This is a genomic window from Pelagibacterium mangrovi (assembly GCF_036662815.1).
Classification (GTDB): Bacteria; Pseudomonadota; Alphaproteobacteria; order Rhizobiales; family Devosiaceae; genus Pelagibacterium; species Pelagibacterium mangrovi.
Window position 1 is genome coordinate 253741 of the sequence record NZ_JBAFXA010000002.1, and the last position, 13263, is coordinate 267003.

Consider the following 13263-nt stretch of genomic DNA (forward strand, 5'->3'; position numbering starts at 1 on the left):
GACCAACACATCGTTTTCTCGAAAACAGGCAGTCAGGGTATATGACGACAATCGTTTCGATCCGAAAGGGCAATCAGGTGGTGGTCGCCGGCGACGGGCAGGTTTCGCTCGGCCAGACGGTCATCAAACACGGCGCCAAGAAGGTTCGCCGGCTGGCCGGTGGCACGGTTTTGGCCGGATTTGCCGGCGCGACAGCCGACGCGTTCACGCTTTCCGAGCGGCTCGAAGCCAAGCTCGAACAATATCCCGGCCAGTTGATGCGCGCCTGCGTGGAGCTGGCCAAGGATTGGCGCACCGATCGCTATCTGCGCCGGCTCGAAGCCATGATGATCGTGGTGGACAAATCCGATACACTGATCCTCACGGGCACGGGCGACGTGCTCTCGCCCGAAGACGGGATCGCGGCGATCGGCTCGGGCGGCAATTATGCGCTTTCGGCGGCGCGCGCCCTGGCCGACAGCGACAGGAGCGCCGAGGACATCGCCCGCAAGGCCATGGCGATCGCCGCCGACATCTGCGTCTACACCAATAACGATTTGACGCTCGAAACGCTCGAGACCCAGCCTTGAGCCTTGAGGTCCGACAGTTGGGGCCCAGCGACGCCCAGGTTTATCGCGACCTGCGCCTCGCCGGCCTCAAATCGGACCCCAGGGCCTTTGCTTCCAGCTATGGGGGCGAATCCAGGCTCACGCTCGAGGACCACCGCCAGACGCTGCAAAACAATGTGGTTTTCGGCGCGCTCGACAAGGATCGCCTGATGGGTGCGGTCGCCTATTTCGTGCCCCGGCATGCGTCGATGAGCCATCGCGGCCATGTCTGGGGCATGATCGTTGCCCCGGACGCGCGCGGGCAGGGGATCGGCAAGACGACGCTTTCCGCCCTTATCGCGCACGCGCGCAATGGTGGGCTGCGACAGCTTCATCTGGGAGTCGGCGCCTATAACGTTCCGGCGATCCATCTTTACAAGCATCTGGGGTTCAACACCTACGGCACCGAACCCCGGGCGCTCCACATCGGCAACCAGGATATCGACGAGCATCTGATGGTGCTCTTTTTGGACAAAGAAGACCAACAATGACTGACAGAAGCTTTTCCCCTCGCGAGATCGTCTCTGAACTCGACCGCTATATCGTGGGTCAATCCGACGCCAAGCGGGCCGTCGCCATCGCGCTCCGCAACCGCTGGCGCCGCCAGCAGCTCCCCGAGGACATCCGCCGCGAGGTCAGCCCCAAGAACATCCTGATGATCGGGCCGACCGGGGTGGGCAAGACCGAGATTTCGCGCCGCCTCGCCCGGCTGGCGCAGGCGCCTTTCGTCAAGGTGGAGGCGACCAAATTCACCGAAGTGGGCTATGTGGGCCGCGACGTCGAACAGATGATCCGCGATCTTGTCGAAGCCGGCATCGTGATCCTCAAGGACAAGAAGCGCGCCGAGGTGAAGGCCAAGGCCCATCTTAACGCCGAGGAACGGGTGATCGACGCCCTTGTTGGCCAGTCGGCGACGCCCTCGACGCGTGACGCGTTCAGAAAGAAGCTGCGCGCCAACGAGCTCGACGACAAGGAAATCGAGATCGAAGTGCCCGCCACTGCCGGCAATCCCATGTTCGACATGCCCGGCATGCCGGGCGGGGGCATCGGCATGATCAATCTCTCCGACATGTTCGGCAAAGCCTTCGGCGGGCGCACGCAAAAGCGCACGGTCAAGGTCAAGGATGCCTATGAGCCGCTGATCAATCAGGAAGCCGACAAGCTCCTTGACCAGGACAAGATCAACCTCGAAGCCATCGAACTCGTCGAAAACCACGGCATCGTCTTTATCGACGAGATCGATAAGGTCGCGGCCAAGGAAGGCGGCGTCACGGGCGGCCCCTCCCGCGAAGGCGTGCAGCGCGACCTGCTGCCGCTGATCGAAGGAACGACGGTTTCGACCAAATACGGCCCGGTCAACACCGACCATATCCTGTTCATCGCCTCGGGCGCCTTCCACGTTTCCAAGCCCAGCGACCTGCTGCCCGAGCTTCAGGGTCGCCTGCCGATCCGCGTGGAATTGCGCGCGCTCACCCGCGAGGATTTCATCCGCATCCTTTCGGACACCGAATATTCGCTGATCCGGCAATATGTGGCGCTGATGGGGACCGAAAACGTCACCCTCGACTTCACGCCCGACGCCATCGAGGCGGTGGCCGACATCGCGGTGTCGGTCAATTCGAGCGTCGAAAACATCGGTGCCCGGCGTCTGCAGACGGTGCTCGAAAAACTGGTCGAAGACATCTCGTTCGACGCGCCCGACAAGGGCGGCACCACGCTCACCATCGACGGCGAGCGCGTGCGCGAAACCGTGGGCAAGATGGCCGGCGATATCGATCTGAGCCGGTATATTCTCTGAGATCAAAGCAGCGCTGGGGTTTTCGGCTAGCGCTGAGCACCCCTCATCCGACCCGGCTTCGCCGGCCCACCTTCTCCCTCAAGGGGAGAAGGGAAGTATGCCGCAAATGCTTCGACAAGAGCCCCCCTCCCCCCTTGAGGGAGAGGGGCCGGGGGTGAGGGTGCGCTGAGACGGCGGCAAACGCAATGTCGGCGATTTACCGCCCCACCTACTTCCCCCGCACCGCCCTTCGCATAATCTCGTCGCGGATCGCCTTGCAGTCCTCGGGGCCGAGCCTGCCGATCTCGCGCCCCAGCACATTGGTCAGTTCCGTCGCTTCGGGCGCCATCCCTTGAGTGTCGATGGTCATCCTGGGGTCGGAAATTTCCGCCAGCCGCTGGATTTCCTCGGCCTCGTCCCAGATCACGTTGAAATAGGCGATGATGCGCTGCACCATGAACCAGGTGGGCTTGCCGCGCTTGCCGTGTTCGAGCGCCGAAAGATAGGCGCTCGAAACGTTGAGCGCCTTGGCCATGTCTTTCAGCGCAATGCCGCGCTCGGCTCGCAGTTTTCGCAATTTGGCGCCGAGGGGTGTCACATCTGCCTCTTGCGTTTCAATCGCACATAGAGCGCACCGCCCCCGCCATGGCTCTGATGGGCCGGGTCGACGCCCGCTACCAGCGGAGCGAGCTCGGAAGCGTTGAGCCAGAGCGGCACCATTTCGCGCAGGACACCCTTTTGCTCCATCTGAAGATAGCCGGTTTTCTTGATCCCCTTGCCGGTGATGACCAACAGCGTCCTGGCGCCCCGCGCCGCGCGGGAGAGGACGAACACTTCGAGCGCGGCCCGCGCCTGGTCCTGGGTCATGCCGTGGAGATCGAGCGTTCCGTCGATCGGCTCATACCCGCGCGCCAGGCGACGCTTCAAATTGGGCTCGATGGATTTTTCCGACGCGGCGATCTTTGAAGCGGCAATCACCGGACGGGCCGAGGGCAGGGGGGCACGAGCAAACCGTGGCGAATTGTCCCTGGGCTTGCCCGCTTGAGGCTCCTCGCCGGCCTTTTCAAGCGCTTCGAGCAGCGCCTTGGGGTCGGCGCTCTTGCGTTTCAAAAGCGGGTCGACCGAATGGCCGACCGCATTCCACAGATGCCAATCGCGGACCGGTCCGGTTTTTCTGGGTCCGGGCGGCTTGCGCGCCATGGCCGACAGCCTTGTCCGCTCTATTCGAGGTCGTTGGTGGCGACCAGCTTCCAGTTCGGATCGCGCGAGCGGGTGTTGCGCATGAAGGTCCATTCGTCGGCGATGGCCACGACCTGACCAGGCGTGCCTTCGACGATCTCGCCTTCCTTGTCGCGAGTGATCGACACCACTTCGGCATCGATCCGCATGGTGACGACACTATTGCGCCGGTCGAGCTCGGCCTCGATGAATTCGATGTTGGAGAGCCCCACGAAGGTGAACTCCACCTTGTGCCCAGCCGCTTCGCGCTCGACGATCGCCGCCTCGAAACTATCATAGACGTCCTTGTCGAGCAGGGATTTGAGGGTCTTGCGGTCGCCGGCGGCATAGGCCGTGACGATCATCTCATAGGCCGATTTGGCGCCCTCGATGAACTGCTTGGGCGAAAAACCCGGATCGGCCTGGGCTATGGCGCGCAGGCCATTCTCGATCTCGGGCTTGCCGGCCGAGAATTTCTCGATTTCCGCTTCGAGCTTGCGCTGGGCACGTTCGGCCTCGGCGCTGTCCTGGGGATTACGGCGCGGCATCTGGACGACGTTCTCGTCATTGTCCGGCCGGGTCCGGGAAATCGATTCGTAACGCGCCGAAGGCGGACGCTCATTGCCGGTACGGGTGCCGAGCACCGAACGCAGCCGCAAAAGTACAACGATGGCCACCACGATGACGATGAGGGTGGGAAAGTCCAAAAATTCGCCCATGAGTGAAATTCTTCGCTCCGAAATCGGGGTCGGGTCCACGGCCGGTCGCCGGGTCGCAAACTGCGCACTTGGTCCTATATATATGTAAACGTGCCCTCGCAAACCAGTTTGCGGTGGCATTATTGTGATAGCAATGCCGCACCGGCACCACAGGTTCAAGCCGAACCGTCGGTCGGAGAAAGGATCGAAAGAGCCCGTGGCCCGTTTTATCGCCCTAGCGCTGCTTGCCCTGCCGTTCATCGAGATCGCCGGCTTCATCTGGGTGGGCGGCCAGATCGGCATCCTGCCCACGCTCGCCGCCATCATCCTCACCGCAGTCGCCGGTGTGCTCATCATACGTTGGCAGGGGCTAGGCATGGTGCTCGACAGCCGCGCCATGATGGCGCGCGGCGAGGTTCCGGCCCGCCAGTTCGCCGAAATGATGATGATCGCGCTGGCCGGCCTATTGCTGGTCATTCCCGGCTTTGCCACCGATCTTATCGGCTTTGCGCTGCTCATCCCGCCGGTGCGCGGCTGGCTCTATCACCTGATGAGCCGCAACATGGTTGTTGTCAGCACCTATCGCCCCTCCCAGCCGGGGCCGGCCTACAAATCGATCGATCTCGACAGCGACGATTACCGCTAGGCCCGATCGGGATCGGGCTCCATCTCGGCAACCTTGTTCGCGCCCCGCAAAAGTGCTAGCCAAACCCACCGCTTTGGCGGCCTTGCGGGCCGCCCTGCCGAGAAACGATTATGAAGGACCGATTGGCCAATGGCTGAAGACACCCAGAACAATGGCGCACCGGCGGCCGCTGGCGAGGGCACCCCGGACGCGACGCAGGCTCCCGCTTTCGGCATCGTGGGCCAGTATGTGCGCGATTTGAGCTTTGAAAACCCCAACGCGCCCGCTTCGCTCGTTCCCGGGCAGGGCAATCCCGCCTCCAACGTCAACATCAACGTCCAGGTCAAAAAGCAGGCCGACGACGTCTACGCCGTCGAAATCGGCCTCAACGTCAAGACCGACCGCGACAGCAAGGTGCTCTATGCCGTGGAACTGGTCTATGGCGGCCTGTTCCGGACCCGCAACGTTCCGGAGAACCAGCTCGGCGCGCTGCTGATGGTGGAAGCCCCGCGGCTGATTTTCCCCTTCGCGCGCCAGGTTCTGGCCTCAACCATCCAGGCCGGCGGCTTCCCCCCGCTGCTGCTCGAGCCGGTCGATTTCCTCGCGCTCTACCGCCGCAATCTGACTGCGGCGACCGAAAAGGCCAAGCAAGAAGGCGCTCCGGCCGACACCGAAGAACCCAAGCCGACGGTCAATTAAGGGCCGATCAAATCGACACTCAGCGTTTCGGGCCTGTGCCGCTCCCGAGAGCGGAAATGACAAGCTGATTTTGCGGCGACATCATCGCCCCACCCATTCTCCTGTCACCCCGGGATTTATTCCCGGGGTCCGGTCCTAGCGCTCTTCCACCGCGATTTCCACGCTCTCATATTTGAGCCACAGCGCGCTTTCCCCCATCTGGGCAATAAAGGCGGCGTGGGTGGCTTTTTCCTCGACCGTCAGCCGCGAGGACAGGGGAACGGGCCGGGGCCGCGCCGGAGCCCTGGTGCCGGCGCCGCGCATGGCGATTTCGGTTTCGGCCGAAAGCGCCAGGGCCACCTGCCGCCCGCCGATCAATTCGAGATAGACTTCCGCCAGGATTTCGCTGTCGAGCAGCGCACCGTGCAGGGTGCGGCGGGAATTGTCGATGCCGTAATGCTTGCACAGCGCGTCGAGGCTGACGCGGGCGCCCGGATGGATCTGGCGCGCCAGCATCACCGTGTCGATCACCTCATTGGCGAGCCGAGCCAGCCCGCTCCGTTCGAGTTCGGCGTTCAAGAACCCCATATCGAAGGGGGCGTTATGGATGATGAGCGTATCCTCGCCGATAAAATCGACGAAACCCTGCGCCACCTCGGAGAATTTGGGCTTATCGCGCAAAAATTCTTCCGAAAGCCCGTGCACGCGGAACGCCTCTTCGGGCATGTCGCGTTCGGGATTGATATAGACATGGTGATGCCGGCCTGTCGGCACGTGATTGATCAGTTCCACGCAGCCGATTTCGACCAGCCTGTCGCCACCGGCTGGCGAGAGGCCGGTCGTTTCGGTATCGAGCACGATTTCGCGCAGGAGATTCATTGCACATTCTCCGCCCGCAGCGCGTCGATGACCTGGTCGGTCGCCGCAATCGTTTCCGCCATGGTTCCCGACGTATCGATCTGATGATCGGCGCGGGCGCGTTTTTCATCCTGAGCCAATTGGCGCGAGAGGATCAGATCGAGCTTTGCCTCGCTCATTTCGGGCCGCTCGAGAACGCGCCGACGCTGGATTTGCGGATCGCAATGGGTGACGATGACGCTATCGATCGAATATTGCGATCCGGATTCGTAAAAAAGCGGAATTTCGATCACCGCGATTTCGGCGTCCGCCTGTTCGGCGGCATCGAAAAAATCGACGGCCTTTTCGCGCACCAGCGGGTGGATCACTTCTTCGAGTTCTGAAATTCGGCCCGGTTCGGCCGCTATCGCCGCGCTCAGCGCCGCGCGATCCACCACCCCCTCGCTCACCGTACCGGGAAACAGCGTCTCGACCAGCGGGGCGCCCTCGCCGGCGTAAAGCTCATGGACCGCTTGGTCCGCCGAATAGACCGGAATGCCGCGTTCGGCGAATCGCGCCAATACCGTCGATTTCCCCGTGGCGATGGAGCCCGTCAACACAACGCGAAGCATGAGAAAAATGTAAGCCCCTGTTATTGGCCCGTGGTGGCCAGAATTGCCCGACGCAGCTCGGCAGTGACCGCCGGTTTTTTTCCGAACCAGGCAGTAAACCCTGGCACCGCTTGATGGAGCAGCATACCCAGCCCATCGACAGTGGCCAACCCTCTCTCCCCGGCTTGGGCAAGGAGGGGGGTGACGAGCGGGGTATAAACGATATCGGTCACCACCGCGCGGGGTGAAAGGGCGGAAAGCGCGATGCCCTCGAACGCAGTGCCGCCCATGCCGACCGAGCTGGTATTGACCACGAGCCCGGCGCTTTCGGCCCGGGCGGCGAAATCGGTGAGCGCGCCGGGATGCACCGACGCCCCGAAGTCGGCCGCCAGCGCCTCGGCGCGGGCCGATGTGCGGTTGAGAAGATCGATCCGGGCGACGCCCCTGTCGATCAATCCCGCGAGAATGGCCCGCGACGCGCCCCCGGCGCCCAAAACGATCGCGGAATCGAGCCCCCGGTCCCAGCCCGGCGCGCCCGCGTCGAGATTGGCGAGAAACCCCATGTAATCGGTGTTGCTGCCCAGGATGCGGCCGTCGCGCACCACAAGCGTATTGACCGCCCCGATCTTTGCGGCGAGCGGATCGACCTCGTCGCTGAGCGCCATCACTGCTTCCTTGTGGGGAATTGTGACGTTGCCGCCCACGAATTCGCCGTCCCGGACCCTGGCGATGAAATCGGCAAGCGCCTCGGGCGCCACTTCGATCGGCTCATAGCTCGCCTCGAGCCCATACTCGGCGATCCAGGTGCCATGGATCAGGGGGGATTTCGAATGGCCGATCGGATAGCCGATGACGAAGGCCTTTTTCATAGGCCGACCTCCAGCGTTTGCGGCGCATGGTGTTCGAGGGCGTCGAGCAGGGCCAGCAGCGGCAAACCGAGAATTGTGAAATAATCGCCGTTGATGGCGGCAAAAAGCCGGATCGAGGGGCCTTCGAGCCGATAGGCGGCGACCGAATCAAGAATGGCGTCGCCTTCGAGATCAAGGACCGTATCGAGCGTTTTCCGGGAAAACCGCTTGAAGGTCAGCGTTGCGGTTTCGACGGTGCTCCAGACGATGGCGCCCCCTTGCGCCAGCGCGACGCCGGAATGAAGCTTATGGGATCGCCCCGCCATCGCCATGAGGCGGTCGGCGGCCTCGTCGCGGTCCGCAGGCTTATGGAAGCCGCTTCCCGCGAAATCGAGCGTCTGGTCCGCGCCGATCACCAGCGCATCGGAATTTTCGGCGCTGACGGCCAGGGCCTTGGCTTCCGCCAGTCCCCGGGCGAGTGCGGCGCGATTCGGATCGAGGGTCAAGAGATGCTCTTCGATTTCACGCTCGTCGAGAGGCGCCGATGCAATCGAAAAGCGCAATCCGGCATTGTTCAGAAGCGTTCTTCGCGTTTGGCTTTTCGAGGCAAGGATCAGCATGGCCGGGGCTTTTGGGGCTCTAAGGTGGTCGTGTTTTTCACACCAGTTTCAACAGTTAAAGTCAAATCGGCCAAAAGGGGGAGGTCCCCGCGATTTATCCCCAACGTCCCCGATTGGGTTAACAGCTCCTTAACCGGGGACAGCTCGGACCCCCTGTGGACAATTGCGGGAACAAGCTTGGTCGCCCATGGTCGGCGCGCGTTAACTTTCCGTTAAGCTTTTGCACAGGCCACATATCTTAACAAAGCGTTAAGGCCCCGGCTTTCGGCTCCGGACTTTCCCAGTTTTGCGGACCAAATTTCACGCCACCCGTCCGTGCGCAACTGCCGCAAGACCATTTGCCCCCCCATGGTTGTGGGAAGCGCACAATTGGTGCAAAACACAGCCATAAAGAAAAAGAAGAGTCTTTTTAGAGTCTTATCTAGAATGAGAAGCGCGCCGCGTTGACCAATACCCAATCTCTCCCTCACGCCACCGGCAAACCCCTGCTCGACACAGCCCTGGGCATCAGGCAGCAAACCCCTCCCGTCTGGATTATGCGCCAAGCCGGGCGCTATCTCCCCGAATATCGGCAGGTTCGTGAAAAGGCCGGAGGATTTCTCGACCTTTGCTACAATCCGCCCCTGGCCAGCGAGGTCACCCTCCAACCCCTGCGGCGTTTCGATCTTGACGCGGCCATCCTTTTTTCCGACATCCTGGTCATTCCCGACGCATTGGGCCAATCGGTCCGCTTCGCGCAGGGAGAAGGACCGGTGCTCGACCCTGTCGATGCAGCCTCGATTGCAACGCTCAAGCCCGAAAAGGCTCTCGACGCTCTCGCTCCGGTGCTCGAAACCCTCGACCGGATCAAAGGCCAACTTGCTTCCAATAAGACGCTGATCGGGTTTTGCGGCGCGCCCTGGACCGTTGCGACCTATATGATCGGCGGCAAGGGCTCCCCCGACCAAGCCGCGGCCCGGCTCTTCGCCCTCACGCAACCGGAAGCCTTTTCCGCGTTGATCGACATGCTGGTCCAGGTTTCGGCCCAATATCTGATTGCCCAGTTCCGCGCCGGCGCCGATCTTGTGCAGATCTTTGAAAGCTGGGCGCTCAATCTCGACGAAACAGCGTTCCGCCAATATGTGATCGAACCCAATCGCCGGCTGGTATCGCTTGTGCGCCAGGCGATCCCCGACGCGCCGATCACCGGTTTTCCGCGTGGCGCGGCGGGAATGCTCGCTGAATATGCGCGCGAAACCGGGGTCAACGTCCTGGGGCTCGATTACGCGACCCCGCTCGCCTTCGCCTCAAGCGCCTTGCCCAAATCGCTGACGGTGCAGGGCAATCTCGATCCCCTGCGCCTCGTTGCCGGCGGCGCGCAGATGGAAACGCGGGCCCGTGAAATCATTGCGGCCTTTTCGGACCGGCCCCATATCTTCAATCTCGGCCATGGCATCGTGCCCCAAACCCCGATCGCCCATGTTTCCGATCTTTTGAAGGTCATCAAGCGATGAACTGGTATGCCATCACTCTGGCACTGCACGTCATTTCGGTCATCGCATGGATGGCCGGAATGTTCTATCTGCCCCGGCTGTTCGTCTATCACGTGGACGCCGAAAAGGGTTCGGTGCAGTCGGAAACCTTCAAGATCATGGAGCGCCGGCTTTTACGGGCCATCACCACGCCGGCGATGATCGCTACCTGGATTTTCGGACTGACGCTGGTCTTTCATTTCCGCGTCGTCGATTTTTCCCAGGGCTGGCCATGGCTCAAGGCGGTCGCCGTTTTCGTGATGTCGGGCCTGCACGGGGTTCTCGCCCGGCACCAGAAGCAGTTCGCGCGTGACGAGAACACCAGATCGGCGCGCTATTTCCGCATCCTCAACGAGGTGCCGACCGTTTTGATGATCGTTATCGTTGTCGCGGTGATCGTGCGCCCCTTCTAGCGTGCGGTTGAACGCGACAGCGGAAACGAAAACGGTTATGCTTGCAATCGAGCTGACCAATGGCTAAATAAAGCGCAACTCATGCATTCGCCGTGAGACGGGCGGCAGACGCTTCGCCCCGCTTCCCTCCCTTCCTTTTTTATCCTCATCTCTCCATCTCCCTTAAGAAGGCTGATCATGGAATTCATGAAGCTCAGGGACCTCAAGGCCAAATCTCCGGCCGAGTTGCAGTCCTTTGCCGAAGAGCTCGAAGTCGAAAACGCCAATACCCTGCGCAAGCAGGAGCTGATGTTTGCCATATTGAAGCAATTGGCGACCCGGGACGTCGATATCACCGGGGAAGGCGTCGTCGAAGTTCTTCCCGATGGCTTCGGGTTTCTGCGTTCTCCTGATGCGAACTACCTTCCGGGCCCTGACGATATCTATGTCAGCCCTTCCCAGATCCGCCGCTTTGGGCTGAGGACCGGCGACACCGTCGAAGGCCAGATCCGCTCTCCCAAGGAAGGCGAGCGCTATTTCGCGCTTTTGAAGGTCAACACCATCAATTTCGAGGATCCCGAACGGGTCCGCCACAAGATCAATTTCGATAACCTCACCCCGCTCTATCCCGACGAGCGGCTTAATATGGAGCTGGCCGATCCCACCACCAAGGATCGCTCGGCACGGGTCATCGATCTTGTCGCTCCGCTCGGCAAGGGCCAGCGCGCGTTGATCGTTGCGCCGCCGCGTACCGGTAAAACCGTATTGTTGCAAAATATTGCACAATCGATCGCGACCAATCACCCCGAATGCTATCTTATCGTTCTGCTGATCGACGAGCGGCCCGAGGAAGTCACCGACATGCAGCGTTCGGTCAAGGGCGAGGTCATCTCCTCGACCTTCGACGAGCCGGCCTCACGTCACGTGCAAGTGGCTGAAATGGTTATCGAAAAGGCCAAGCGCCTCGTCGAGCACAAGCGCGATGTGGTGATCCTTCTCGATTCGATCACCCGCCTGGGCCGCGCCTACAACACAGTGGTGCCGTCCTCAGGCAAGGTCTTGACCGGTGGTGTGGACGCCAACGCCCTGCAGCGCCCCAAGCGCTTTTTCGGCGCTGCCCGCAATATCGAGGATGGCGGCTCGCTCACCATCATCTCGACGGCGCTGATCGATACCGGATCGCGCATGGATGAAGTGATCTTCGAAGAGTTCAAGGGCACCGGCAATTCGGAAATCGTCCTCGACCGCAAGGTTTCCGACAAGCGTGTCTTCCCGGCGATCGATGTCACCAAGTCCGGCACCCGCAAGGAAGAGCTGCTGGTCGAGCCCGATATCCTGCGCAAGATGTATGTCCTGCGCCGCATCCTCAACCCGATGGGCACCGTCGATGCCATGGAATTCCTGCTCGACAAGCTGCGCCAGACCAAGACCAATGGCGAATTTTTCGAATCGATGAATACCTGATCGGCATGTCCCGCGACGGTTTGTCGTTGCGGGACATCTTCCGGACCCAGAAACGCCGTGACGCAAGCCGAGACCATTGTCGCCCTTTCCTCCGGCAGCCTTCCCTCCGGCGTCGCCGTGATCCGCCTTTCCGGCCCCGCGACCCTCACGGCGGTCCAGGCCGTCGCCGGTTCCCTGCCTCGGCCTCGCCATCTCTCGTTGCGCACCTTGCATCATCCCGATACCGGCGAAGCCCTCGATCAGGGCCTTGTCGCGATCTTTCCCGCCCCCAATTCGTTTACCGGCGAGGATTGCGCCGAACTTCAGGTTCACGGCTCCCCCGCCGGGGTGAAAGCCATTCTCGCCGCATTGACGTCGATACCCGGCATTGTCCTGGCCGGCCCGGGCGATTTTACCCGCCGGGCCTTTGAAAACGGCAAGCTCGACCTCACCGCGATCGAAGGTTTGGGCGATCTGCTGGCAGCCGAAACGGAAACCCAGCGTCGCCAGGCCCTGGCCCGCCTCGAAGGCGGTTTGAGCGAACGGATCGTCATCTGGCGCAGCCTGCTGCTCGATTCCCGCGCCGAAATCGAAGCGCGGCTCGATTTTTCTGACGAGGACGACGTTCCGTTCGAGCTTCCCGCGCACTTCACCCATGATCTTGAAACGCTCAAAGCCGCGCTGGCCGAGGCGTTGGCCGGTTATGATCGTGGCCGCATCGTCCGCGAAGGGTTTCGCGTTGTGCTGGCCGGTGCGCCTAATGTCGGAAAATCGAGCCTTTTAAATGCCTTGGCGGGGTCCGATCTGGCCATCGTGACAGCCGAGGCCGGTACAACGCGCGATACCAAGGACGTTTCGATCGATCTGGGCGGCCAGCTCGTCACGCTCACCGACACGGCGGGTCTGCGCGATACCGAGAGCCTGGCGGAGGGCGAGGGTATTCGGCGGGCCCGGCTCGCCATGGAGCGGGCCGATCTGGTCATCGTCATCACGGCTCCCGGCATCGAAACGCCCGAGATCGGCGATCTGGACGTCCCGGTTTGGACGGCGGCCAGCAAGATCGACCTTGCCGCGCCAGACTTCGCCCCCGATCTGGCGTTCTCGACGGTTACTGGGGAGGGTATATCCCTCTTGATTGCGCGGCTGGAAGGCCATATTGAGAGCCGATTGAGCGGCGTCGAGCCCAGTCTTGTGAGCCATATGCGCGACAAGACGGCCTTGAGCGCGGCGATCGAGCATATCGAATCGGCGTTGATCAGGATCGAGCAACCCGAGCTTTGCGCCGAGGATTTACGGCGTGCCGCCGATTCCCTGGCCGCTTTGATCGGGCTGATGGACAATGAAGCCGTGCTCGATCGGCTGTTTGCGGGCTTCTGCATCGGCAAGTGATTCACGTGAAACATGACCCTAAGGTTGGT

Annotated in this window: 16 protein-coding genes; 9 read left to right on the top strand and 7 right to left on the bottom strand. The window is 61.7% G+C overall.

Going from position 1 to position 13263, the window contains the following annotated elements:
- Positions 1-41 precede the first annotated feature (41 nt).
- From hslV to hslU, 3 genes are read left to right on the top strand one after another with little or no spacing between them, the layout of a single operon-like run.
- A complete protein-coding gene (gene hslV, locus V4T21_RS03995; RefSeq protein ID WP_332713402.1) occupies positions 42-569 on the top strand; it encodes an ATP-dependent protease subunit HslV in 528 nt (175 codons plus the stop codon).
- Positions 566-1078: a GNAT family N-acetyltransferase gene (locus tag V4T21_RS04000; protein ID WP_332713405.1), complete on the top strand. Its 513-nt coding sequence runs from the start codon at positions 566-568 to the stop codon at positions 1076-1078. The genes hslV and V4T21_RS04000 overlap by 4 nt, the downstream gene beginning before the upstream one ends.
- On the top strand, positions 1075-2385 hold the full coding sequence (gene hslU / locus V4T21_RS04005) for an ATP-dependent protease ATPase subunit HslU (RefSeq protein ID WP_332713408.1): 1311 nt from the start codon (positions 1075-1077) through the stop codon (positions 2383-2385). The genes V4T21_RS04000 and hslU overlap by 4 nt, the downstream gene beginning before the upstream one ends.
- A gap of 208 nt (positions 2386-2593) precedes the next feature.
- Here the strand turns inward: hslU and V4T21_RS04010 are convergent, their stop codons facing one another.
- The 3 genes from V4T21_RS04010 to V4T21_RS04020 are packed head-to-tail and all read right to left on the bottom strand — an operon-like array spanning position 2594 to position 4301.
- Entirely contained in the window at positions 2594-2962 is a 369-nt protein-coding gene (locus tag V4T21_RS04010; RefSeq protein WP_332713411.1) for a helix-turn-helix domain-containing protein, read from the bottom strand.
- Positions 2959-3564, bottom strand: coding sequence for a Smr/MutS family protein (locus V4T21_RS04015; protein ID WP_332713414.1), 606 nt, complete (start codon positions 3562-3564; stop codon positions 2959-2961). Before V4T21_RS04015 ends, V4T21_RS04010 begins: the two co-directional genes overlap by 4 nt.
- Positions 3565-3584: 20 nt before the next feature.
- Positions 3585-4301, bottom strand: a complete 717-nt coding sequence (locus V4T21_RS04020; RefSeq protein WP_332713417.1) for a Tim44/TimA family putative adaptor protein — start codon at positions 4299-4301, stop codon at positions 3585-3587.
- Between the two features lie 196 nt (positions 4302-4497).
- Between V4T21_RS04020 and V4T21_RS04025 the strand changes: the two genes are divergently transcribed.
- Entirely contained in the window at positions 4498-4926 is a 429-nt protein-coding gene (locus tag V4T21_RS04025) for an FxsA family protein (protein ID WP_332713420.1), read from the top strand.
- Between the two features lie 129 nt (positions 4927-5055).
- The gene (gene secB / locus V4T21_RS04030; protein WP_332713422.1) at positions 5056-5604 is read left to right on the top strand and encodes a protein-export chaperone SecB; all 549 of its coding nucleotides are present in this window, start codon (positions 5056-5058) and stop codon (positions 5602-5604) included.
- Positions 5605-5739: 135 nt separating this feature from the next.
- On the opposite strand, the gene dnaQ is transcribed toward secB, so the two are convergent.
- The 4 genes from dnaQ to V4T21_RS04050 are packed head-to-tail and all read right to left on the bottom strand — an operon-like array spanning position 5740 to position 8499.
- Complete coding sequence (gene dnaQ, locus V4T21_RS04035; RefSeq protein WP_332714013.1) at positions 5740-6453, bottom strand: DNA polymerase III subunit epsilon; 714 nt, start codon at positions 6451-6453, stop codon at positions 5740-5742.
- A gap of 5 nt (positions 6454-6458) precedes the next feature.
- On the bottom strand, positions 6459-7052 hold the full coding sequence (gene coaE / locus V4T21_RS04040; RefSeq protein ID WP_332713425.1) for a dephospho-CoA kinase: 594 nt from the start codon (positions 7050-7052) through the stop codon (positions 6459-6461).
- 20 nt (positions 7053-7072) lie between these two features.
- Entirely contained in the window at positions 7073-7900 is an 828-nt protein-coding gene (locus V4T21_RS04045; protein ID WP_332713428.1) for a shikimate dehydrogenase, read from the bottom strand.
- Positions 7897-8499 (bottom strand): Maf family protein, encoded by a 603-nt coding sequence (locus V4T21_RS04050; protein WP_332713432.1) that lies wholly within the window; start codon positions 8497-8499, stop codon positions 7897-7899. The genes V4T21_RS04045 and V4T21_RS04050 overlap by 4 nt, the downstream gene beginning before the upstream one ends.
- Positions 8500-8942: 443 nt before the next feature.
- On the opposite strand from V4T21_RS04050, the gene hemE reads away from it, so the two are divergent.
- The 4 genes from hemE to mnmE all read left to right on the top strand — a co-directional run bounded on the left by hemE (position 8943) and on the right by mnmE (position 13234).
- A complete protein-coding gene (hemE, locus tag V4T21_RS04055; protein WP_440589621.1) occupies positions 8943-9992 on the top strand; it encodes a uroporphyrinogen decarboxylase in 1050 nt (349 codons plus the stop codon).
- Positions 9989-10423, top strand: coding sequence for a protoporphyrinogen oxidase HemJ (gene hemJ, locus V4T21_RS04060; RefSeq protein ID WP_332713435.1), 435 nt, complete (start codon positions 9989-9991; stop codon positions 10421-10423). Before hemE ends, hemJ begins: the two co-directional genes overlap by 4 nt.
- 177 nt (positions 10424-10600) lie before the next feature.
- Entirely contained in the window at positions 10601-11866 is a 1266-nt protein-coding gene (gene rho, locus V4T21_RS04065; RefSeq protein WP_332713438.1) for a transcription termination factor Rho, read from the top strand.
- 57 nt (positions 11867-11923) lie between these two features.
- Positions 11924-13234, top strand: a complete 1311-nt coding sequence (gene mnmE, locus V4T21_RS04070; protein WP_332713441.1) for a tRNA uridine-5-carboxymethylaminomethyl(34) synthesis GTPase MnmE — start codon at positions 11924-11926, stop codon at positions 13232-13234.
- Positions 13235-13263: the final 29 nt, after the last annotated feature.

Coding starts and splice junctions, on each gene's coding strand:
- V4T21_RS04045 (WP_332713428.1), bottom strand. CDS start 7,900: ATGAAAAAGGCCTTCGTCATCGGCTATCCGATCGGCCATTCGAAATCC.
- V4T21_RS04015 (WP_332713414.1), bottom strand. CDS start 3,564: ATGGCGCGCAAGCCGCCCGGACCCAGAAAAACCGGACCGGTCCGCGAT.
- hemJ (WP_332713435.1), top strand. CDS start 9,989: ATGAACTGGTATGCCATCACTCTGGCACTGCACGTCATTTCGGTCATC.
- V4T21_RS04050 (WP_332713432.1), bottom strand. CDS start 8,499: ATGCTGATCCTTGCCTCGAAAAGCCAAACGCGAAGAACGCTTCTGAAC.
- hslV (WP_332713402.1), top strand. CDS start 42: ATGACGACAATCGTTTCGATCCGAAAGGGCAATCAGGTGGTGGTCGCC.
- V4T21_RS04020 (WP_332713417.1), bottom strand. CDS start 4,301: ATGGGCGAATTTTTGGACTTTCCCACCCTCATCGTCATCGTGGTGGCC.
- rho (WP_332713438.1), top strand. CDS start 10,601: ATGGAATTCATGAAGCTCAGGGACCTCAAGGCCAAATCTCCGGCCGAG.
- secB (WP_332713422.1), top strand. CDS start 5,056: ATGGCTGAAGACACCCAGAACAATGGCGCACCGGCGGCCGCTGGCGAG.
- coaE (WP_332713425.1), bottom strand. CDS start 7,052: ATGCTTCGCGTTGTGTTGACGGGCTCCATCGCCACGGGGAAATCGACG.
- hslU (WP_332713408.1), top strand. CDS start 1,075: ATGACTGACAGAAGCTTTTCCCCTCGCGAGATCGTCTCTGAACTCGAC.